At 71.2% G+C, this 18,966-nt stretch carries 18 protein-coding genes and 2 pseudogenes; 7 read left to right on the plus strand and 13 right to left on the minus strand.

What is annotated here, in order from left to right; translation table 11 throughout:
* The first annotated feature begins 36 nt into the window (after positions 1–36).
* Positions 37–393, plus strand: a complete 357-nt coding sequence (locus PV419_RS24830; protein WP_319692563.1) for a DUF4333 domain-containing protein — start codon at positions 37–39, stop codon at positions 391–393.
* A gap of 11 nt (positions 394–404) precedes the next feature.
* Here the strand turns inward: PV419_RS24830 and PV419_RS24835 are convergent, their stop codons facing one another.
* Positions 405–818 carry an ATP-binding protein gene (locus PV419_RS24835; RefSeq protein ID WP_319692357.1) on the minus strand — a complete coding sequence of 138 codons (414 nt, stop codon included), beginning with the start codon at positions 816–818 and terminating at the stop codon, positions 405–407.
* A gap of 121 nt (positions 819–939) precedes the next feature.
* On the opposite strand from PV419_RS24835, the gene PV419_RS24840 reads away from it, so the two are divergent.
* A complete protein-coding gene (locus tag PV419_RS24840) occupies positions 940–1,761 on the plus strand; it encodes a helix-turn-helix transcriptional regulator (RefSeq protein ID WP_319692358.1) in 822 nt (273 codons plus the stop codon).
* A complete protein-coding gene (locus PV419_RS24845) occupies positions 1,758–1,994 on the plus strand; it encodes a DUF397 domain-containing protein (protein WP_319692360.1) in 237 nt (78 codons plus the stop codon). The genes PV419_RS24840 and PV419_RS24845 overlap by 4 nt, the downstream gene beginning before the upstream one ends.
* On the opposite strand, the gene PV419_RS24850 is transcribed toward PV419_RS24845, so the two are convergent.
* Positions 1,991–2,716 carry an alpha/beta hydrolase gene (locus PV419_RS24850; RefSeq protein ID WP_319692362.1) on the minus strand — a complete coding sequence of 242 codons (726 nt, stop codon included), beginning with the start codon at positions 2,714–2,716 and terminating at the stop codon, positions 1,991–1,993. The genes PV419_RS24845 and PV419_RS24850 overlap by 4 nt on opposite strands.
* Before the next feature lie 130 nt (positions 2,717–2,846).
* On the opposite strand from PV419_RS24850, the gene PV419_RS24855 reads away from it, so the two are divergent.
* The gene (locus PV419_RS24855; RefSeq protein ID WP_319692364.1) at positions 2,847–3,707 is read left to right on the plus strand and encodes a helix-turn-helix transcriptional regulator; all 861 of its coding nucleotides are present in this window, start codon (positions 2,847–2,849) and stop codon (positions 3,705–3,707) included.
* Positions 3,708–3,892: 185 nt separating this feature from the next.
* Here PV419_RS24855 and PV419_RS24860 read toward each other — a convergent pair whose 3' ends face one another.
* The gene (locus PV419_RS24860) at positions 3,893–4,645 is read right to left on the minus strand and encodes a tectonin domain-containing protein (protein ID WP_319692366.1); all 753 of its coding nucleotides are present in this window, start codon (positions 4,643–4,645) and stop codon (positions 3,893–3,895) included.
* 575 nt (positions 4,646–5,220) lie between these two features.
* The gene (locus PV419_RS24865; RefSeq protein WP_319692368.1) at positions 5,221–5,952 is read right to left on the minus strand and encodes a hypothetical protein; all 732 of its coding nucleotides are present in this window, start codon (positions 5,950–5,952) and stop codon (positions 5,221–5,223) included.
* Positions 5,953–6,018: 66 nt separating this feature from the next.
* On the opposite strand from PV419_RS24865, the pseudogene PV419_RS24870 reads away from it, so the two are divergent.
* Positions 6,019–6,141: pseudogene (locus tag PV419_RS24870) on the plus strand (recombinase family protein); the annotation flags it as partial.
* A 72-nt stretch (positions 6,142–6,213) separates the two neighbouring features.
* Here PV419_RS24870 and PV419_RS24875 read toward each other — a convergent pair.
* From PV419_RS24875 to PV419_RS24890, 4 genes and pseudogenes are all read right to left on the minus strand, one after another.
* Positions 6,214–6,609, minus strand: a complete 396-nt coding sequence (locus PV419_RS24875; protein ID WP_319692369.1) for an SRPBCC domain-containing protein — start codon at positions 6,607–6,609, stop codon at positions 6,214–6,216.
* A 5-nt stretch (positions 6,610–6,614) separates the two neighbouring features.
* A pseudogene (locus tag PV419_RS24880) lies at positions 6,615–6,755 on the minus strand (CGNR zinc finger domain-containing protein); the annotation flags it as partial.
* A gap of 40 nt (positions 6,756–6,795) precedes the next feature.
* Positions 6,796–8,070 (minus strand): HAMP domain-containing sensor histidine kinase, encoded by a 1,275-nt coding sequence (locus PV419_RS24885; protein ID WP_319692370.1) that lies wholly within the window; start codon positions 8,068–8,070, stop codon positions 6,796–6,798.
* A complete protein-coding gene (locus PV419_RS24890) occupies positions 8,060–8,737 on the minus strand; it encodes a response regulator transcription factor (protein WP_319692565.1) in 678 nt (225 codons plus the stop codon). Before PV419_RS24890 ends, PV419_RS24885 begins: the two co-directional genes overlap by 11 nt.
* Positions 8,738–8,865: 128 nt before the next feature.
* Between PV419_RS24890 and PV419_RS24895 the strand changes: the two genes are divergently transcribed.
* Positions 8,866–10,632: a glycosyltransferase family 39 protein gene (locus tag PV419_RS24895; protein WP_319692372.1), complete on the plus strand. Its 1,767-nt coding sequence runs from the start codon at positions 8,866–8,868 to the stop codon at positions 10,630–10,632.
* Here the strand turns inward: PV419_RS24895 and PV419_RS24900 are convergent.
* From PV419_RS24900 to PV419_RS24920, 5 genes are all read right to left on the minus strand, one after another.
* Positions 10,532–11,266, minus strand: a complete 735-nt coding sequence (locus PV419_RS24900; RefSeq protein ID WP_319692374.1) for a class I SAM-dependent methyltransferase — start codon at positions 11,264–11,266, stop codon at positions 10,532–10,534. The two genes, PV419_RS24895 and PV419_RS24900, sit on opposite strands and share 101 nt — an antisense overlap.
* A gap of 87 nt (positions 11,267–11,353) precedes the next feature.
* Positions 11,354–13,903 (minus strand): SpoIIE family protein phosphatase, encoded by a 2,550-nt coding sequence (locus PV419_RS24905; protein WP_319692376.1) that lies wholly within the window; start codon positions 13,901–13,903, stop codon positions 11,354–11,356.
* 113 nt (positions 13,904–14,016) lie between these two features.
* The gene (locus PV419_RS24910; RefSeq protein WP_319692378.1) at positions 14,017–14,961 is read right to left on the minus strand and encodes a hypothetical protein; all 945 of its coding nucleotides are present in this window, start codon (positions 14,959–14,961) and stop codon (positions 14,017–14,019) included.
* 96 nt (positions 14,962–15,057) lie between these two features.
* A complete protein-coding gene (locus PV419_RS24915) occupies positions 15,058–17,457 on the minus strand; it encodes an MFS transporter (protein WP_319692566.1) in 2,400 nt (799 codons plus the stop codon).
* Between the two features lie 385 nt (positions 17,458–17,842).
* Complete coding sequence (locus tag PV419_RS24920; RefSeq protein ID WP_319692380.1) at positions 17,843–18,292, minus strand: SRPBCC family protein; 450 nt, start codon at positions 18,290–18,292, stop codon at positions 17,843–17,845.
* Between the two features lie 200 nt (positions 18,293–18,492).
* On the opposite strand from PV419_RS24920, the gene PV419_RS24925 reads away from it, so the two are divergent.
* Positions 18,493–18,966 (plus strand): hypothetical protein, encoded by a 474-nt coding sequence (locus PV419_RS24925; RefSeq protein ID WP_319692382.1) that lies wholly within the window; start codon positions 18,493–18,495, stop codon positions 18,964–18,966.

Below are 18,966 nucleotides of genomic sequence, written 5' to 3' on the forward strand. Positions count from 1 at the left end.
CTTCTTGTCATGATCACCAAGACCGGAGTTCCCCCCATGTCCGTCATCCGGTTGTCCGCAACAACCTCGATCCTCACGGCCGTGGCCGCCGGCGCGCTGCTCGCAGGCTGCTCGGCCTCGGGCAGCGCCGAGAAGTCCACGCCGAAACTGTCGGCGGACAAGCTGGCCACCACAGTCGCCGAAAGGCTCGCCGCCACGACAGGTCGGCCGAAGCCGAACATCACCTGCCCCAAGGAGCTTGAGGGCAAGGTCGACACCACCACCCGGTGCAAGCTCACCGCGGACGACGGCAGCACCCTGGGCGTCACGGTCACAGTGACCGGCGTCGACGGCGACAACATCAAGTTCGACGTCAAGGCCGACAACACGCCCACCCCGGCCCCGAAAAGCTGACCCCTGACGCCTCAGAGACGGACCCGAGCCCAGACGGTCTTCCCGACGACCCGCTCCCGCACGCCCCACGCCTCGGCGAACGCCCCCACGATCGCTAGCCCGCGCCCTGACTCGGCGTCCGGCGTCGCATCGGTGATGACCGGTAGCCCCTCGCTGGGGTCCGACACCTCGATGCCGATGAGCTTCTCGCCGTCGTAGGCCATCCGCACCTCGTAATACCTCCCCGGTACGCGGCCATGCCGCACCGCGTTGGTGGTCAGCTCGGACAGAACAAGCAGCGCGGCCTGGGCGGAGCCCGAGGGCACCCTCCACGCGCAGAGAACGGCTGCGGCCGTTTGGCGAGCGTGATGGACGGAGAGCGGGACGGGTGTAAACCTCTGCTTCCAGCCATGGCGGGGATTTACGTCGTGACTTTGTGCGTTCATGCCCCCACTGTCAGTGCAGGTGTCTAGCGTGGCCAGTAACGGAACGTCGACTGCGGCTGCCGACAACTCCTGTCGAACGGAGGTTGATCGGCGTTGAGCCGCGTTGAGGGGGTGGTTGGGGATGTCGCAGCCCAAGAAGAAGGACTCGGCGCCGCCGACGATGCAGTACTTCGCCGCTGTGCTGCGGATTCTGCGCGAACACGCAGGGTTGACGCAGGAGCAGCTGGGCGAGCTGATGCACTACACGGGGTCGGCGGTGAGCGCGGTGGAGACGTGCGCGAAGCCGCCGACGGACGATTTCGTCGAAGCGGCTGAGAAGGCACTGGACGCGGGCGGGTTGCTGCGGTCGGCTATTGGGTTCTTGCGGTTGGAGCGGTACCCGGAGTACTTCCAGGGGTTCGTGCAGTTGGAGCAGGAGGCGCTGAGTGTGTCGTCGTACTGCACGCAGGTGATCGACGGCCTCTTGCAGACCGAGGAGTACGCCCGTGCGCTGCTCCGGTGCAACTACCCACCGTTCGAGGAGGGGAAGCTGGAGCAGCTTGTCGGAGCCCGAATGGACCGCAAAGCGCTGTTCGACCGCAAGCCGATGGCGCTGACTCACACCGTCCTCGAAGAAGCAGCGCTCCGACGAATGATCGGCGGTTCGGAAATTATGCGCGCCCAGCTCCATCACCTCATCGAGTGCGCCGAGCGTCCGAATGTGACGATCCAGGTCATGCCACTGAGCCGCGCAGAACACGCCGGACTACGGGGCTCGTTTACGATCCTCGAGGCTCCCGACCAGACAACCCTGGCCTACCTGGAGAGCCACGATGAGAGCATCCTGGTCTCCAAGCCGCACAAGGTGAACCCACTGGCCCGCCGCTATGCCATGATCAGGTCCCAGGCTCTTGGGCCGGAGGAATCCGTAAGCTTCATCGAGCAGTTGATGGGTGAGCTATGAGCAGACTCGCATGGTTCAGGAGCAGCTACAGCGACTCTGGCGGGGGCCAGTGCGTCGAGGTCGCCCTCGACTGGCACAAGTCGAGCTACAGCGACTCCAGCGGCGGCGACTGCGTCGAGGTCGCCACCACCCCCGCCACCGTCCACGTCCGGGACTCGAAGATCCCGGACGGCCCGAACCTCCACATACCCGCCGACGCCTGGGCGGACTTCCTTGCCTTCGCCGCCCGCTAGCCGAGCTTCAGCAGCAGGTCGGCGAGCTCGACCGGCGTGGTGATCATGCAGTCGTGGCCGGTCGCCAGCTCCCACACCTGTGCCGGGGTGCCGTTGGGCTGTATCGCGGGGACGGGGCGCCGGACAAAGCCTTCGGGCTCGCCGACAACGCAGTGGATATGCGTCCGTGGGATCGCGTTCACGGCCGGGTTGTCCAGTCGGACCGGTTGCTGGAGGCAGCGCACGGGCTGATCCGACAGCATCGTGCGCAGCCAGGCGACGTCCGCCGGGTCGGTGACCCCGAACAGCCCTGTGGGCGGCGGAAACTCAGGGAGCGGTGGGACCCGCCAGCCGCTGTCGGACTTAAGCGCGCGGTCGATCTGGGCCTGGGCGACGGGCATGACATCGACCGCGGTCTCGCCGTCCTCCGGGACCATCGCGTCGAGGTAGACCAAGTGCGCGATGCGATCCGGAATTTGGTTGGCCGCGGACGAGATGACCAGCCCGGCGTAGCTGTGGCCCACGAGGATCACCTCACTCAGGTCTTCCTCGGTGATCAGCCCGACGACGTCGTCGACGTGCGTGTCGAGCCCCACCTCGGGGCTGAGCAGATGCGCCTTCTCGCCGTAGCCGGTCAGCGTCGGCGCGGCCACCCGGTGTCCGGCCGCCGCCAGCAAGGGGACCACTCGCTCCCAGCACTGTCCGCTGTGCCAGGCGCCGTGTACCAGCAGATACGTGGACATGGTTTCGCTCCTTGCTGTCGCTTGTCGGCTGACCACGCTGCCGACCGGGCCCCGGCCGAGCCAGGGCCCCCGCGATCCTGGGGGTGACAGGACCAGGCACGCGCGCACCGGTGCGCATTACGGTGGCGAGATGACCGACGAACCGAACCTGTTGGGCGATTACGTACGCGCCCGCCGTGAGCTCGTCACTCCTGAACAGGTCGGTATCCCCGCTGTGGGGGTACGGCGCGTGCCGGGCCTGCGCAGGGAGGAAGTGGCGATGCTCGCAGGCATCAGCGCCGACTACTACCTGCGTCTGGAGCAGGGCCGGGACCGCAACCCCTCCGTGCAGGTCCTGGAGTCCCTTGCGCGCGTGCTCCGGCTCGACGACGACGCGACGGCGTACCTGCTGCGCCTTGGCGCCGACAAACCCCGACGGCAGCGGCGTCGGCGCCCGCGCCGGAGGGAGACCGTGCCGCCGGGCATCGCCAAGTTGGTGGCCACGCTCCCGCTGCCCGCGTACGTCGAGGGCCGCTACTTCGACGTGCTCGCCGCCAACGCCTTGGCGACTGCCGTGTCACCGCGCCTCACGGTGGGAGGCAACCGCCTGCGGGACGCGTTCCTCGACCCGGCCGAGCGGGCCCTCTACCTGGACTGGGAGCACGCCACCGTGGGCATGGTCGCCGGTTTCCGCGAGTCCGTCGGCACCGACACCGACGACCCCCGCTTCATCGAGCTCGTCGGTGAGCTCTCCCTCGCCAGCCCCCGCTTCAGCCGGCTCTGGGCCCGCCATGACGTAGTGGTGTGCGAAGGCACGACCAAGCGCATCGACCACCCCCAGGTCGGTCGCCTGCGGCTGAACCAGGAGCGGCTGGGCATCGGCGGCGCGGCAGGCCAGACGCTCATCGTCTTCCACCCGGACCCCGGAACCGACAGTGCCGACAAACTGGCACTCCTCGCCTCCGCCATCCAGACACCGGCCGCACCTCAAGGAGCGGGCCACCCGCAGTAGCCGATGGTGGTCACATGCGCGGATCCGCTACCAGTTCAACTTCGCGGCCAGAGGGCCGGGCGAGGGCCTGCGGCCCCTGCGCGCCTCGGACGCGACGGAACCGGACGACGCGGAGCACTGACCAAGTCATCCGTGCGGGCCCCGGCCCATCCCGGCAAGGGCCCGCACGGATGACAGGGCCGGAATCAGCTCGGCTGGTCGCCGGTGTACCGGTAGATCTCGGCGCCGCTGTTGATGTGCCACACGGTGCCGTCGGCCCCGGCAGCGATGTCGGTGGCGGTGCCGGGGATCTTGATCCACGGGTTGACGCCGCTGGCGTCGTTGTTGGTGTACCGGTAGATGCTGCCGGCGGGATCGACGCCCCACACGTTCGTCCGGGAGCCCACCGCGATCCGCTTGAGGCTGCCGGAGACGTTCACCCACGGGTTCGAGCTGTTCTGGTCCCCGGTGTACCGGAAGATCTGGTTGCCGCCGTTGACGCCCCACACCGTGCCGTCGGCACCCGCGCCGATGTCACTCAGCGCCCCCGGGACCTTGATCCATGGGTGGGCGTCGTAGTTGGTGTACCGGTAGATGGCGTTGGCGGAGTCCACCCCCCACACGTTCGTCCGGGATCCCGCGTCGATGCGGACCAGGCTGCCGGTGATGCCCACCCAGGGGTTCGACGCGCCCTGGTCTCCGGCGTACCGGAAGATCTGGTTGCCGCCGTTGACGCCCCACACCGTGCCGTCGGCACCCGCGCCGATGTCACTCAGGCCCCCGGGGATGTGGATCCACGGGTTGGCGTCGTAGTTGGTGTACCGGTAGATGCTGCTTGCCGCGTTCACCCCCCACACCGTCGTCCTGGACCCCGCCGAGATGGCAGTGAGACTGCCCGCGACCTTCACCCAATCCACCATTGCACAACTCCCCTTCCCTGAACCGGTGTTGACTGCCATCGTCGACCAAGGGACGAGCTGATAAAGCGGGTGAATTCTTGTTCTGATATGAAACACGCCAGTAAATCAGTGTTTCAGTTCCTGCCGCGCCGCGGGGCGCGGGCGGGAGCGGTCCAACCGGAAGCATTTTGGCTGGAAGCGCCGTCCCGCCCAGGGGGGATCGACGCGAGCGCCGGCCCATGCTTCCGGCACAAACGGTCCTTGGTCCGAGCAGGATCAGGTACGGAGTGGACGAGGCCGCCGTATCGCCGGGGAGCTCCCGGCGCCAGGTCTATGTGCTGCTCGGACGGTGGCGGGCGGCGCGGGAGAGTGGTGTCGGACCTGTTGCACGGACTCCTACCGCCTCGCCCGGACCAGAGCCCGCGCCGAACAGGCAGCCACAGTCTGACCCCACCCCGGCGCTTCGCGCCGGGGAATGCTCTCCGACTCAACCTCGCCGATCAGCGACAAGTGCTCCTCTTGCCTCCATCTCTCCGGCCACTGCCCGGCAGGGGGCATTGAGATCTCCCGGGGCATTCCCGGCGGGCGGGTCGGCCCCTTCGCCGGTGATCTACGCCCCTGCGCAGCCACTCCGCTCAGGCCGAACGCGGCCCGAAAAGAAGCGCAAGCCGAGCCAGGTTCAATTCCATGCGCGCGGCGGCCGGGTCAGCGGCGTCAAGGAAGAAGAACACGCGGCGGAAATGGGCACGGGCCTCCGCCAGGGATCCACCGGAGCCGCTGCTCTCGGCGTCAGACGCGCCGTTGAACGCGTCCAGCACCGGGGCGGTCATCGTGGCCAACCGGATCCGGGCCACCGCCGTAGTGCGCTCGGGTTCTTCAATGGGGAGGTCCCGCATGCCCCGCAAGGCGGTCTGGAGGATGTCGATCGCCTCACGCAGCACGGCGATCGCCTGCTCGGGGTCGGGGATCGCCGCCGACGGCTCAGTCATGGCACCGGTGACGGGGGCATTCACCCGGGCCTCCGAGGCCGATATCCGATATCCCTCCCGCTCCGACCACGGCGGGAGCGTTTCGCGCGTGAACAATCTCAGGTCGGCAGGGTCCGGATGCAAGGCCAGGTTCCACAGCTGCAGTTCCGTGTCCCGCTGCCCGGGGACCCATCCGAGTTGGTGTGCCTCCTCGATCACTGCGGCAACCACTCCCGGCGTGATCACAGCCGACTGCTCGAAATGCGTCGACAGGCGTTGCCCTTCCTCTTCCGCGCGTTCGACGACAAGGACGATGGATCCGCTGTCGGGTGAAACCACCCAGCGATAACGCTCCCCGTCGACCACGATGATCCGTGTGCCCCTCTTCGCGATGGCCATGCCGTCGCCCCTTCCACGAACCCGGCGAAGCCAGACAGCGTCTGGGGTTGAAACGCGCGGGTTTCCACCACCGGGCAGAGCCTGGCACGCCGGCTCGAGGCGCTGAGCACGGCGGGCATCCCCGACGAACGGACCTACGTCGACAAGAAGAGCGGCGCCACCGTCGACCGCCCCGGCCTGGCCGGCCTCCTCGCCTACCCCGCCCCGGCGACCTTCACGGGTAGCCGCGCCGGAGCAGGCGGTCAGGTATCACGGGCCAGGTCACTGCCGGTCGAGAGCGGCAGCGACCTGGCCCATGACGCGCTGCCAGTGCGCCCGTTGCCGTTCGCGTTCTTCGCTGCTCGCCAGGTGCTCCTGGTGGAAGCGGAGCATCGTGCGGGCCCCATCGGCGGCGGGAGCGAGGGCGACCTGGACAGTGGTGGTGCCGTGGGTGACGCGGATGCGGTCTGCCGGACGGTAGCCGCGTACCTCGCCGGTCACTCCTGCGGCCGTCCGGTAGGAGGAGCCACGTTCCGCAGCGAGGACCGCGCCAGGGCCGAGCCACAGGGCGAGTCCTTCGGGGCTGCTGATGAAGTCCCAGACGATGGATGCGGGGTGGGGCAGCGTGCGGGACACGCCGATCTGCCAGCCGGCGTCCTTGGTGAGTCCTGTGGGCATGGCGGTCATCCTTCCTCGGAGTGGCGGGCGCGCAGCGCCCTGACCTTGTGGCGGTTACCACAGTGCTCCATGGAACACCAGCGGCGGCGGCCGCGGCGCGAGGTGTCGACGTAGATGAGGTGGCAGTCCTCGGCGGCGCAGAACCGGTAGGCGACGCCGGTGTGGGAGTGCGGTGTCAGCCCTCGACTACTCACACCCGGTGGCCGACGGCAGTCGCCCCACGGCACACGTCCCGGACTCCGTGTCCGCGAAGTGAAGCGTGCCGCCGTGGCGGACGGCGATCTCCCGGGCAATGGCCAGGCCGAGCCCGGCTCCGCCGGACTTGCGGGTGCGGGCGTCCTCCAGTCGGCTGAAGCGCTTGAAGACCCGTTCCCGATCGGCCGGGGGGATGCCGGGGCCGTCGTCGCGGACCTCGAACACGACGGTGTCCCCGTCCTCGTGGCGTACGGTCCCGACCGTGACCTCGACCGTGGTGCGGGCGTAACGGCAGGCGTTGCCCAGCAGGTTGCGCAGCAGCCGTTCGAGCTGGGGGTCGCTGCCGCGAACCCAGGCCGGTGGATCGCCGGCGACGCAGCGGATGTCGAGGGGGCGGGGGTGGGGCAGATGGCGGTGTTCCACGGCCAGGTCGTGGGCGAGGTCGGTGAGGTTGACCTTCGTGTCGGCGACAGGCGCGCCGCCGTCCAGCTGGGCCAGGAGCAGCAGGTCGTGGCTGAGGTTCTGGAGCCGCACGATGTCCCTGAGGGCGTCGCGTACGCGGGCCTCCCAGTCGACGCCTTCCGGGTGCGTCAGTGACGATTCGAGGGAGGCCCGCAGCCCGGCGAGGGGGCTGCGCAGCTCGTGGGAGGCGTCGGCGACGAACCGCTGCTGGAGTTCGGCGGCCCGCTCCAGTCGGTCCAGGGTCGTGTTGATGGTCCGTGCGAGCCGGGCGATTTCGTCGGCCGAGGCGGAGACCGGCACTCGGCGGCCCAGCGACCGGGCCGTGATGTCCTCGAGTTCCCGGCGGATGGCCTCGACGGGGCGCAGCGCCCGGCCCGCCGCCGTCCACGCGGTGACGGCGAGGACCACGACGACGAGGGGTGCCCAGAACGCCAGGTCCCAGCCGAGGCTGGGCAGGTAGCCGAACGCGGATCCGCCGGTCTGGATCGACCACCAGAGTTCGCCGACGAAGAGGAGGGCCGTGCCGGCGCCGATCACGAGCGCGAAGCGGAGGCGCAGGGACAGCGCCCGCCTGGCGGATCGCGAGAACGCCCACACCGTGGCCCCGGCGATGAGCATGATGGCCGGGGCCCCGACCTCGCGCCTCCGCAGCAGGGCCACGGCATCCGCGTACCCGAGCCACACGACGGCCGCGATGAGCAGGCAGCCCGCGGTGAGCCCGGCCCGGACGGCGGCGCGTACGTGCGGCGTGATCGCCTTGCGCCGGGGGCGTGCCGCCGGGGTGTTCGGTGCTTCAGGCGCCATGGCCGGTCATGCGGTAGCCGGTGCCCCGTACCGTCTCGATCGACGCGCGGCCGAAGGGCGTGTCGATCTTTCGGCGCAGGGCGCTCACGTACACCTCGACGATGTTCAGATCGCCTTCGAAATCCGCCGACCAGACCTGATCGACGATGTCGATCTTGGGTACGACCTCACCGGCCCGCCGCGCGAGGCATTCGAGCACCGCGAACTCCTTGGCGGTCAGTCTGATCTGGACGTCGCCGCGGCCGGCGGACCGGTTGGCGGGGTCGATCCACAGGTCGCCGATGCGCAGCACCGTACGGGTCCGGGCGCCTCCGCGGCGGAGGAGTGCCCGCAGCCGGGCCTCGAGCACCACATACGAGAAGGGCTTGGCCAGGAAGTCGTCGGCGCCGGTGTCCAGCGCCTCGGCCTCGTCGTACTCGCCGTTCTTGGCGGTCAGCATCAGGATGGGCGTCTCGTTGTCCTCCGCCCGGAGCCGGGCGCAGACCCGGTATCCGTTCAGGCCGGGCAGCATGATGTCGAGCACGATCGCCTGATACGGGTTCTGGCGCGCCATGTACAGGCCGACCAGGCCGTCATGGGCCACGTCCACCGCGTATCCGGCCGCTTCCAGGCCTCTTTTCAGGGCGACAGCGAGCCCTTCCTCGTCTTCCACCACCAGTAGCCGCACCACGTAAGTATCCACAGCCGTTCCCGCCGTCCCTGAAGAGGTCTTCAGAATCCTTCAGCGTCGTCTCAGCACCTCCGGGTGAGCATCGGGCCCGTTCCCCGCCTGCCCTCCGGCCCTTGAGGTGACCTATGACCACCGCCCCCGTGATCAGCCCCGGTTCGGTCCGCGGCGCCCCGGAGACCTCCGGAGAAGTCAGGACGCCGCGGGGCCGGCGGGTGGCTCTGGTGGTGGCCGTCGTGGCGGCGCTCGCCGCCGTCGTGCAGCAGGTGCTGCTCGCGGTGGGGATCGGTGGCGGGCAGCCCTGGCCCTGGTTGCTGGTCGCCGTCCCGGCGTGGCTGCTCGCCCGAAGGGGCCTGCGGGTGGTGCCCGCTCCGCCGCCCGTGGTCGCCCGGGCCGTGGACCGGCTGGGGCGAATACCCGCGTGGGCGGGCGCCGCCGGGGTGCTGGCCATGGCCGCCGCCGTGTGGGCCGCTCTTCAGGACGACGAGCCGCTGATCGGCCACGAGGAGGCGGTGTACGCCAACAAGGCCCGCTCGTGGCTTGACGGCACTCCGGACGCGGGCTGGGGCACCTACCGCCCGGTGGGACTGCCCGTGCTCGGCCGGATCGCCCTGGCCGTGCACGACGACGTCGGGGCGCTGCGGGTGGTCGCGCTGCTGCTGACCCTGTTCACCCTCATCACGACCTATCTGGTCGCCGCCCGCCTGGCCACCCCCCGACGGGCCGTCGTGGCGACGCTGCTGCTCCTGGGCGGGCTGGGCTTCCTGCGCCGCGTGCCGCAGTTCCTCAATGACATCGGCGCCACGGGCCTGCTCCTGATCGTGGTCTACCTGCTCGTCCGCGCACAGGAGAAGCCCGGTTCACGCGCCCTGTATGCCCTGCCCTTCGCGGCGCTCGCCGCCTTCTATCTGCGGTACGGCGTGGTGGGCACCCTCGCGGCCGTCGTCGCCGCCGCCGTCCTCGCCTACGGGCCCCGGGCCTGGCTGGCCCAGAGCCGCCGACTGGCCCTGGGCGTGGGCGTCTTCCTCGCGGGGCTCGTACCGCACTTCGTCTACGCCACCGAGGTCACGGGCAGCCCCCTCGGCCTGATCCTCTCCGCGACCGAGCACGCCGGCCGGAGCTATGTGGGCGACGGTCTCGTCTACTACGTGTCCATCTTCCCGTACCGGCTGGCCGGTGACCTCGGCGCCGTCGTCATGGCCGCCGGGCTCTGGGGCCTGGGCGCCGCGATCCGGCGCCGCCGACAGCAACACCACGATCGGCGCAGCGTCTTTCTCGGCATGTCCGCGATCCTCACCTTCGTGGTGCTCGGTGTGGCCACGGACGGCGAGCCTCGCTTCGTCTACCTGTCGGTCGTCCTGCTGACCGTGCTCGGCGTGCAGACCCTCGCCGAGGCGGCCGGCCGCTGGTCCGCGACCGTGCTCGCCGCCGTCGCCGCACTCGCCGCCGTCACTGTGCCGGCGACCGCGCAGTACGTGGCGCACGACGCGATGCCGGGCCCCAACGCCCAACATCTCTCAACCGTCGCCGTGGCACGGCAGCTCGCGAGCGACCGCCCCTGTCTGCTGGTCACCGGCTACGAGCCCGACCTCGGCTGGTACTCCGGCTGCGACGCGGTCACCTTCGGCCAGTACCGGCGGATGGCGCCGCCCTCCGGGGCCGAGGTGAGCCTCATCCTCTTCGAACGGGGCCGGTCGCAGCCCGGCCCCGCGTCCTTGCGGCGCCTCATCGGCGGGCGCGCCACCACGACCCGTACGATTCCCACCGAAGGCTCCCTCGGCACGGCCACGGTCATCACCCTGCGCGCCGAGCGGCCGGGGCCACCACGAACCACTGCGCCGGCAGGTCGATCCGCGTCCCGTCCGCCCGGTACTCGGTCTGCGGCAGCGTGGTGAGCCCCTGGGCCAGGACCGTCAGCCCCGCCTCGCGCAGCAGCTCGGCCACCTCCGCCGTCCGCGCGTCGGCGGGGCGCAGGCCGTGGTCGAACACCCGGCGGAGCTTCGGCGGCGGGCCGCCCGGGGCCTGCGCGAGCTCCCGCAGCACGGTCTTGGACTCCTCGGTCAGCTCGGCCACGAACGCCCGCCCGCGCCGCCCCAGCAGGGTCGCCACCGCTTCGGCGACCGGCTGCCGGTCCGGCGGGTCGCTCTGGTGGATGACGGCGCGCATATAGACATTGGAGTCGCCGAGCCTCTCGTGGAGTTCGCGCACGCGCGCCGCGTCGGTCAGGTTGAGCTGTTCGAACTCCGCCACCTTCGCCCTGTCCGCGCGCCGTGCGTGTTCGACGGCCGCCCGGGACAGGTCGACGCCGAGGGCGCGCGGGAAGTGGGAGGCCAGATAGCGGGTCTGGGTGCCGTTGCCGCAGCCGAGGTCGACGATCGGCAGCCCGGTGTCGGCGTGCGGGGCCAGCAGGTCCAGGTGCGGGGCCGCCGACAGCGACGGGTCCGCGTCCCAGATGGCCTCCCCCGGCGCGTCCGAGGTCTCCCGCCAGTAGCTTTCCCACGCTTGCGTGTAACGCTCCGACACACTCATCCGCCGCTCCTCGGAACAGAGGCCAACCGTACGGTCCCTGTGACTATCGCCGCTCCCCGGAGCCGGACAAGGGCCTGGCGCATTCCTTCACGCGACATTCGCGCCCGCGCCCGCGCGCGCCGGGCCGGGAAGACGGGGAAGACTCTGCTCGAACCAGACGGTCTTACCGTCCGCCGACCGGCTGCCGCCCCACTCCCGCGCCAGGGCGCCGACCACCCGCAGCCCGCGCCCCGCCTCGTCGTCGCGGCCCGCGCTCAGCAGCACCGGCAGTTCGTGGTCGTCGTCGAAGACCTCCCACAGCAGCGCGTCCGTACGCACCAGGCGCAGCACGACATGATGGGTGTGGGCATGCCGTATCGCATTGGTCACCACCTCGCTGACCAGCAGCTCCGCGGTCTCCACGGCCTCCGGTAGGCCCCATTGGAGCAGCCGCTCCCGCACCAGCCGGCGCGCCCGGCCCACTTCGCGCGCCTCCAGCGCGAGCCGCCACTGCGCCACGTCGCGGGCCGGGATGCCGCCCAGCCGGGCCATCAGCAGCGCCACGTCGTCCTTGCGGCCGCCCTGGGTGTTGAGGGCTCGGATGATGGTGTCGCAGGCCTCGTCCATCGACGCGGCCGGGTGTGCGGCGGACTCGCACAGCGCCGCGAGCCCGGCGCCTATGTCCTGGCCGCGCACCTCCACCAGGCCGTCCGTGCACAGCACCAGGCGGTCGCCGGGCGCCACCCGTATCCGGGCCGTCTCGAACGGCACCCCGCCGACCCCGATGGGCGCTCCGGTCGGCAGGTCGAGCAGCTCGCTGCGGCCGTCCGCGGCGCGCACCAACACGGGTGGGATGTGGCCCGCGTTGGAGATCAGCAGCTCGGAGCGGATGGGGTCGTAGACCGCGTAGAGGCAGGTGGCGAGGTAGTGCTCACCGAGCCGCTGCGCCAGGTCGTCGAGGCTGCGCAGCAGCTGGGCGGGCGGCAGGTCGAGGGCCGCCATGGTCTGTACGGCGATGCGCAACTGGCCCATCATCGCGGCCGCGTTCAGGCCGTGCCCCATGACGTCGCCGACGACGAGCGCGGTGCGCGAGCCGGACAGCTTGACGCAGTCGAACCAGTCACCGCCGACCCGTCCGAGCCGGGTGCCCGGCAGATAGCGGGTGGCGGTGTCGCATCCGGCCATGCGCGGGGTGACCTGCGGCAACATGCTGTCCTGGAGCGTCTCGGCGACGTTCTCCTGGTAGGTGTACATCCGGGAGTTGTCGAGCACCAGGCCCGCGCGGGCGGCGAGTTCGGCGCCCGTCGTACGGTCCATGTCGTGGAACCGCTCCCGCCCCGCGCGGCGCATCAGCACCATGAAGCCCAGCACCACATCACGCGCCTTGAGCGGCACGATCAGCAGCGACCGGCCGTTGATCAGCGGCCGCAGGTCCCGCTTCTCGAACTCCCCGGCGATCCGGTCGCCCAACGCGTCGTCGATGTACGGGATCAGCACGGGCTCGCCGGTGACCATGCACTGGAAGAACGGCGTGTGTTCGGGGAACGCGATGGTCTCCCCGACCGGCACCGTGTCGTCCCAGCGGCCGGGTTCGTCGTTGTGCTCGACCCACACCCGGTGCCAGACGGTGGTGACATCGGGCGGGCCGTCGGGGAATCCCTCGCCGGCCAGCACCTGGGCGCGCAGATGCGTCCCCGCGAAGTCGGCGAAGCGGGGCACCGCGGCGCTGGTGACCTCGCGGATCGTGCGGGCGAGGTCGAGTGAGGTGCCGATGCGCCCGCTGACCTCGTTGAGGAATTCCAGGCGCTCGCGGACGGCCGCGTACTCCAGGTCGAGGTCTTCGGATGCGTACGGGTCTTCGGATGCGTACGGCACACCGCAGGCGCGCGACGCTTCCCCCGCGCCCCTGGCCCCGGTCTCGCCCCCGGTCCGGCCCCCGGTCCCGGCGGACGCCGCGCGCCGGGCGGCCTCCTGCCGCGCCTGCCGCTCGCGATAGCGGGGCATACCCCAGTCCGGGGTCACCGGCACCCGCTCGTGCCTGCTGATCTCCAGCACCGGATAGCCGAGTTCAAGGACCTGCGCGACGATCCGGCCGGCCCTGGCCGGGCCCATGTTGGGCAGGATGTCCGGCAGCCGCCCGGCGAGCCGGTCCGCGCCGGGGAACTCGGTGTGCAGCGCGAAGCCGGGCGAGAACCGCTCCCGATCCCCGCCGGCCGCGCGCTCCACCTCGGCCAACCCCGAGGCGTCGGCCGCGAGCACGAGCAGCCGCTCCGGACCCGGCCCGAGCAGCGGATACGCCCACCACAACACATCGACCGGGCCGCCCTCCCGATCCCCCATCCGGGCCCGCCCGGCCGTGGGGCAGGGCACCGCCCCGGCCGGCGAGGCGTCCAGGTCCGGCCCGCGCTCCCCGCCCTCCCAGTCCGCTCCGCCGAGCGCGCCCGAGACCGGCATCAGATCGACGGCCCGACAGCCCACGGCCTCCTCACGGCTGCGCCCGAAGAGCCGACGCGCACCCGAACTCCAGTGCGTCACCAGCCCGTCGGCGTCGACGACCACCACCGCGAGCGGCATCCTCCCGGACCCGCCACCCCGCTGCACCGGCACCCGGCGCACCCCGCCCAGCTCATCGTCGCCGCGCGACGTGCCACGGTCCATAGGGGGAAGACTCCTTAGCCAGGCAAGATCTGCGCCACCGCTCCCCACGGTACGACCGCCGCGGGCGGCCGCGCGCCGCAATACCCGAATAGGGGGATGTCTCAGCCGCTGTCTCAGCCGCGTATGGTCACGCCGTGGCGCGTGCGCAGTCGGCGCAGCTCCCACAGGGAGAGCCCGGTCACCGACAGCGGGCCGCCGAACAGGGCGCAGAACTGGGCCCACAGCGGCCCGCCCGGCATACCGCTCCCGGTCGCGTTGAGGACGGCGATGATCCACACCATCACCACGGTGATCACGGCCGGCAGCGCGGCGTGCACATAGGCGGTGTTGAAGGCTGAGCGGGCGACGTAGGCCGAGGCCATGAAGAAGAACGGCAGCCCCCACAGCACGAACACGAGCGCCGGGACCGCGGCCACGAACAGCCACACCCCGTGCAGCTCGTGCTTCAGCCTGGTGGAGATCACCCACAACGTGGCGACGAGAACGGCCACGGTCAGGACGTACCAGCCGACGGTCTTGGCCGGGACACGGAGCCGGGAGCGCAGCAACCGCCGCCGCTCCGCGGGCGCGTAGCGGATGAAGAGGGCGATGACCACCGGTCCGGCGATGAGGAGCAGGACCGGGGTCACCATGAGTTGGCCGGCACTCTCGCTGGCCTGGTCCTTCAGGTCGCCGTCCGACCCGTACGTGTAGTAGAGGGCGAACGTCGCGAGGAGGCCGAGCACCGTGCGGGTGATCTGGACGCGGTCGACCACGGGGTCGTGGACGCGTCCGCCGCCGTCCTGGTCGAACAGGTGCCGCGCGGGCCGGTGCGACAGACGGAGCAGGGGGACGAGGAAGGAGAGGAAGGGCACCCGCCGGTACCAGCGCCGACCCCTGGGCGCCGGACGGTACGGCCCGGGGGGCGGCGGGGGCGGCGGGCCGTAGGGGTTCGGCGGCGGCGGCCCGTACGGATCGGGCGTCGGCGGCGGCCCGTACGGACCGGGTGCCGGGGGCGGTCCCCAGCGGTTGCCTCCCTGCCCGGGGCCGTTCGGCTGGCCCCATCCCCCCGTTGCCATGGCGGCTCCTCCTTGCCCCTGCGCTCGACCGCGCGTTTTCGCCAGTGGCCGGGAAGTCTAGGGCACGAAGACGAACCGCCCCCTGCCCCGGAGCGCTCAGTCGTCGTGGCCGAGTTGGAGGTCGCGTTCGGTGCGGCCGCCGCCCGCGACCTGCAGGACGGTGGCGACGGGCGGGTAGCCTGCCGCGATCACCGTGTACTCGCCCGCCGAGAGGTCGACGAAGCGGAAGGCGCCGTCCGCCGTGGTGGTCGACGTGTCGACCACGTTGCCGGCCGCGTCCAGGAGCGTGACGCGCGCGTCCTCGACGAGCCGTCCGCCGCCCGCCCGCACCACGCCGCGCAGCACCGCGCCGCCCGCGAGCTCGATGTCCTGGCGCGTCTCGCGGGCGGCCTGGACGGTGACCGGCAGCGCGGCGGGGCGGAAGGCGGGGGCGCTGGAGGCGAGGGTGTACTCGCCCGCCACCAACTCCGTGATCACATAGCCGCCGTCGAGGCCGCTGCGGGTGGTGGCGACGACCTCGCCGCGCACATCGGTGAGGGTGACCGTCGCGTCCCGCACCGGCGCGCCGTCCGCGGTGCGCACCGTCCCGGCCAGCCGGCCCGCGCCGCCGAGCACGACGTCCAGGTCGACGGGGCGGTCTCCGACCGTGACGCTGACCGCCCGCGGCTGATGGCCGCCGGCCGCGGCGATCAGGATGTACGAGCCGGCGCCCGGCGTGCTCAGCGCGTACCGTCCGTCCTCGCCGGTGGCCCCGCGCCCGATCTGGCGTCCCGCGACGTCGATGAGGGTGAGTGCCGCCCGGGGGACCGTGGTGCCGTCGTGGTGCTGGACGGTGCCGCAGACCGGGATGCCGGCGGTGGTGGGCGCCGGGGCGGTCCGGGGCACGGTGCGCGCGGCCGGGACGACGGGGTCTTGCTGGACGGCAAAGTCGGTGTGGGACACCAGAGGTTTCTCCTTCAGCAGGAAGGCGAGCAGGAAGCCCAGGACGAGCACCGGCACGAGATAGAGGAAGATCCGCGGCATGGCTTCGGCGTATGCCGCGATGTAGCCGTCGCGCAGCGCGCCGGGCATCGAGTGCACCAGCTGCGGGGTGACCGACTCGGGGTCGAACAGCCCGGGGCCGGACGACCCCGGATCCGAGCCGGTGGCGGGGAGTTCTACCGCGAGCCGGTCGGCGAGACGATGGGCGAAGAGGGTGCCGAAGACGGCCGCGCCGACGCTGCCGCCCATCTGCCGGAAATAGTTGTTGGCGCTGGTGGCGGCGCCGATGTCGGCGGGGCGTACGGAGTTCTGGACGGCAAGGACCAGCACCGGGAGGGCCAGCCCGATGCCGAGCCCGAGAATCCCCATCCACAGGCTGTAGTCCTGGCGGGAGGTGTCTTCGTCCAGCCGGGAGAGCAGCCACATGCCGATGACGGAGAGCACGCCGCCGAGGAGAGGGAAGATCCGGTACCGGCCGGTGGCGCTGATGAGCTGGCCCGTGGCGACGGAGGCCACGATCATGCCGCCCATCATGGGCAGCAGCAACAGCCCCGATTCGGTGGCGCTGACGCCGTCGACCATCTGGAGAAAGGTGGGCAGATAGCTGGCGGCCCCGAAGAGCGCCACGCCGAGGACCGCGCCGATGAGCCCGGTGACGCAGAAGACCGAGTCGCGGAAGAGCCGCAGCGGGATGATCGGTTCGAGCGCCACGGACTCGACGACGACGAAGAGGATCGCGCTGCCCACCGCCCCGAGCGCGAGCCCGAGGATGACGCGGGACTTCCACGGGTACTCGGTGCCGCCCCAACTCGTCAGCAGCACCAGGCAGGTCGAGGAGGTGGCCAGGAGCAGCGCGCCCAGGTAGTCGAAGCGCGCCCGCCCGGTCGGCTTGGGGAGCTTGAGCGCGACGGCCACGACGGCCAGGGTGACCAGGCCGAAGGGCACGTTGATGTAAAAGCACCAGCGCCAGGACAGGTGGTCGGTGAAGAAGCCGCCGAGCAGGGGGCCCGCGACCGACGCGAGGCCGAACGAGGCGCCGATGAGCCCCATGTAGCGGCCGCGCTCGCGGGCCGGGACGATGTCCGCCATGATCGCCTGGATGCCGATCATCAGACCGCCGGCGCCCACGCCCTGGACCGCCCGGAAGGCGATCAGCTCGTCCATCGTGCGTGACCAGCCCGCGAGCGCGGAGCCGATCACGAAGACGACGATGGCGAAGACGAAGACGCCTTTGCGGCCCATGAGGTCGCCGAGCTTGCCGTAGACCGGGAGCACGATGGTCGAGGTGAGGAGATACGAGGTGACGGTCCAGGACATCTTGTCCACGCCGCGCAGTTCACCGGCCACCTTCGGCAGGGCGGTGGCCACGATGGTCTGGTCGAGGGCCGCCAGCAGCAGGGTGAGCACCAGCCCGAAGAAGACCATCCGGATACGGGCCCGGCTGAGCCCGGCCGACGCGCTGCCGCCCGCCGTGCCGGGGCCCCCGGTCTCCCGGGCGGCCTCGGGCGCCGTCAGCCGCGCCGCCTCGCATACCTGTTGGGCCGCCTGCTGGGCTTGTTGCCCCTGTTGGGCCTGGGGCGCCTGCTGGGCTTGTTGTGTCTGCTGGTCCTGCAGGGCCGCTTCTTGCGCCGTCCGGGCCCAGGCGGGTACGGGACCGGCGGCGCGCCCCGGCTCGCCCCCCTTGGCCAGGGGGGTCCAGGTGATCCCGCCCACGTCCTTCTCCCCTCGTCGCGCCTGCACCGCCGCCCATTTCTCGCATTACGCGACAACTGTGAGCAAGCGCGACGAATCGCCGCTGACCGGTGGGGAGAGGGACGTGCGAGGCTTTCGCCCCGGTCGGAGGGTATGCGGCGGCTACACACGCCGCTGAGGAAACCACCCGATCCGGTGAGCCTTCGGGTTACTTCTCCTTCGCGACCTCGGCCGCGAGGTTCGCGAGCAGCGCGTCGTAGATCCGGGCCAGGCCCTTGGGCGCGAAGGTCCGCTCGAAGAAGCCGCCGATGCCGCCCGCGCCCTGCCAGGTCGAGGTGACGACCACGCGCGCCTGGCCCTCGCCCGCCGGGGTCACGGTCCAGGTGGTGACCATGGAGGAGTTGCGGTCCTTCTCGACCAGCTGCCCGTCCGTCGGCTCGGTCACCTCGAGCAGACAGTCGCGCACCCGCTTGCTGGTGGCCTGGAGCTTCCAGTGGACCAGCGTGCCCTGACCGTCGCCGCCCTCGCGTACCTCGTACTCGCTGTACTGCTCCGGGAGCACCCGGCCGCGCGTGCCGCTGTAGTCGGCCAGCGCGTCGAACACGTCCTCGGGGCTGCCCGCGACGATCCGCTCGGTGGTGGCCTCGACCTGGCCCATTGCTCTCCTCCGCTCGTTCCCCGGCGCCCCGGCCTGCGGCGCCCTCGACTGCGGCAAGCCAACCATTTTTGCTGGGACTTTGCACAATTGACGGGAAGCGGCTGCTGGTGGCGGGCGCCGCGCCCGGGGCTGACCGGGGCCGGGCAGCCCGGTGAATAATGTCTGGTGCCGCTGGTGCGTCTCGGGCAGGCTCCGCAGCGATGAACGACGAATCAGCGAGTGACCACGCGTACGCGCCGGCGCGCTCGCTCAAGGGGTTGCTGCACCGGGGGCGGGGCCTGGGCGCGCTGCTGGCGCCGGAGGATCCCGCGACATCCGCCGAGCTGGTGTATGACGCCGTCCGGCAGGACTGGCGGTGGGGGACCGGCATCCTGGTTCTGGCCGAACACGGCGAGGCCCAGGACCTGCCCGCACTGATCGACGAACTCGCGGCCCACGCGCAGGCACGCCAGTGGTGCGGCCCCGACCGGCTCGCCGCCGGTCTGGCCCGCTTCGGGCCGGCGGCCGCGGAGGCAGCTCCGGTACTGCGACGACTCTGGCTGTGCACCCCGCACTCCTGCGAACGGCCTGCCTACCTGAAGGCGCTGGCGGCTATCGCCCCGACCGGACTCGACCGGGCGTACACCGAGTCACTCAGGGCAGCCGCCAGGGACCGCCTTGCCACCACCTCATGA

Source organism: Streptomyces sp. ME19-01-6 (genome assembly GCF_033793745.1).
Classification (GTDB): domain Bacteria; phylum Actinomycetota; class Actinomycetes; order Streptomycetales; family Streptomycetaceae; genus Streptomyces.

Excerpts from the sequence above, each read along its gene's own strand:
- PV419_RS24835 (WP_319692357.1), bottom strand. The coding sequence starts at position 818 with ATGAACGCACAAAGTCACGACGTAAATCCCCGCCATGGCTGGAAGCAG.
- PV419_RS24885 (WP_319692370.1), bottom strand. The coding sequence starts at position 8,070 with ATGGCGCCTGAAGCACCGAACACCCCGGCGGCACGCCCCCGGCGCAAG.
- PV419_RS24900 (WP_319692374.1), bottom strand. The coding sequence starts at position 11,266 with ATGAGTGTGTCGGAGCGTTACACGCAAGCGTGGGAAAGCTACTGGCGG.
- PV419_RS24830 (WP_319692563.1), top strand. The coding sequence starts at position 37 with ATGTCCGTCATCCGGTTGTCCGCAACAACCTCGATCCTCACGGCCGTG.
- PV419_RS24875 (WP_319692369.1), bottom strand. The coding sequence starts at position 6,609 with ATGCCCACAGGACTCACCAAGGACGCCGGCTGGCAGATCGGCGTGTCC.
- PV419_RS24850 (WP_319692362.1), bottom strand. The coding sequence starts at position 2,716 with ATGTCCACGTATCTGCTGGTACACGGCGCCTGGCACAGCGGACAGTGC.
- PV419_RS24905 (WP_319692376.1), bottom strand. The coding sequence starts at position 13,903 with ATGGACCGTGGCACGTCGCGCGGCGACGATGAGCTGGGCGGGGTGCGC.
- PV419_RS24920 (WP_319692380.1), bottom strand. The coding sequence starts at position 18,292 with ATGGGCCAGGTCGAGGCCACCACCGAGCGGATCGTCGCGGGCAGCCCC.
- PV419_RS24895 (WP_319692372.1), top strand. The coding sequence starts at position 8,866 with ATGACCACCGCCCCCGTGATCAGCCCCGGTTCGGTCCGCGGCGCCCCG.
- PV419_RS24845 (WP_319692360.1), top strand. The coding sequence starts at position 1,758 with ATGAGCAGACTCGCATGGTTCAGGAGCAGCTACAGCGACTCTGGCGGG.
- PV419_RS24855 (WP_319692364.1), top strand. The coding sequence starts at position 2,847 with ATGACCGACGAACCGAACCTGTTGGGCGATTACGTACGCGCCCGCCGT.
- PV419_RS24910 (WP_319692378.1), bottom strand. The coding sequence starts at position 14,961 with ATGGCAACGGGGGGATGGGGCCAGCCGAACGGCCCCGGGCAGGGAGGC.
- PV419_RS24925 (WP_319692382.1), top strand. The coding sequence starts at position 18,493 with ATGAACGACGAATCAGCGAGTGACCACGCGTACGCGCCGGCGCGCTCG.
- PV419_RS24860 (WP_319692366.1), bottom strand. The coding sequence starts at position 4,645 with ATGGCAGTCAACACCGGTTCAGGGAAGGGGAGTTGTGCAATGGTGGAT.
- PV419_RS24840 (WP_319692358.1), top strand. The coding sequence starts at position 940 with ATGTCGCAGCCCAAGAAGAAGGACTCGGCGCCGCCGACGATGCAGTAC.
- PV419_RS24865 (WP_319692368.1), bottom strand. The coding sequence starts at position 5,952 with ATGGCCATCGCGAAGAGGGGCACACGGATCATCGTGGTCGACGGGGAG.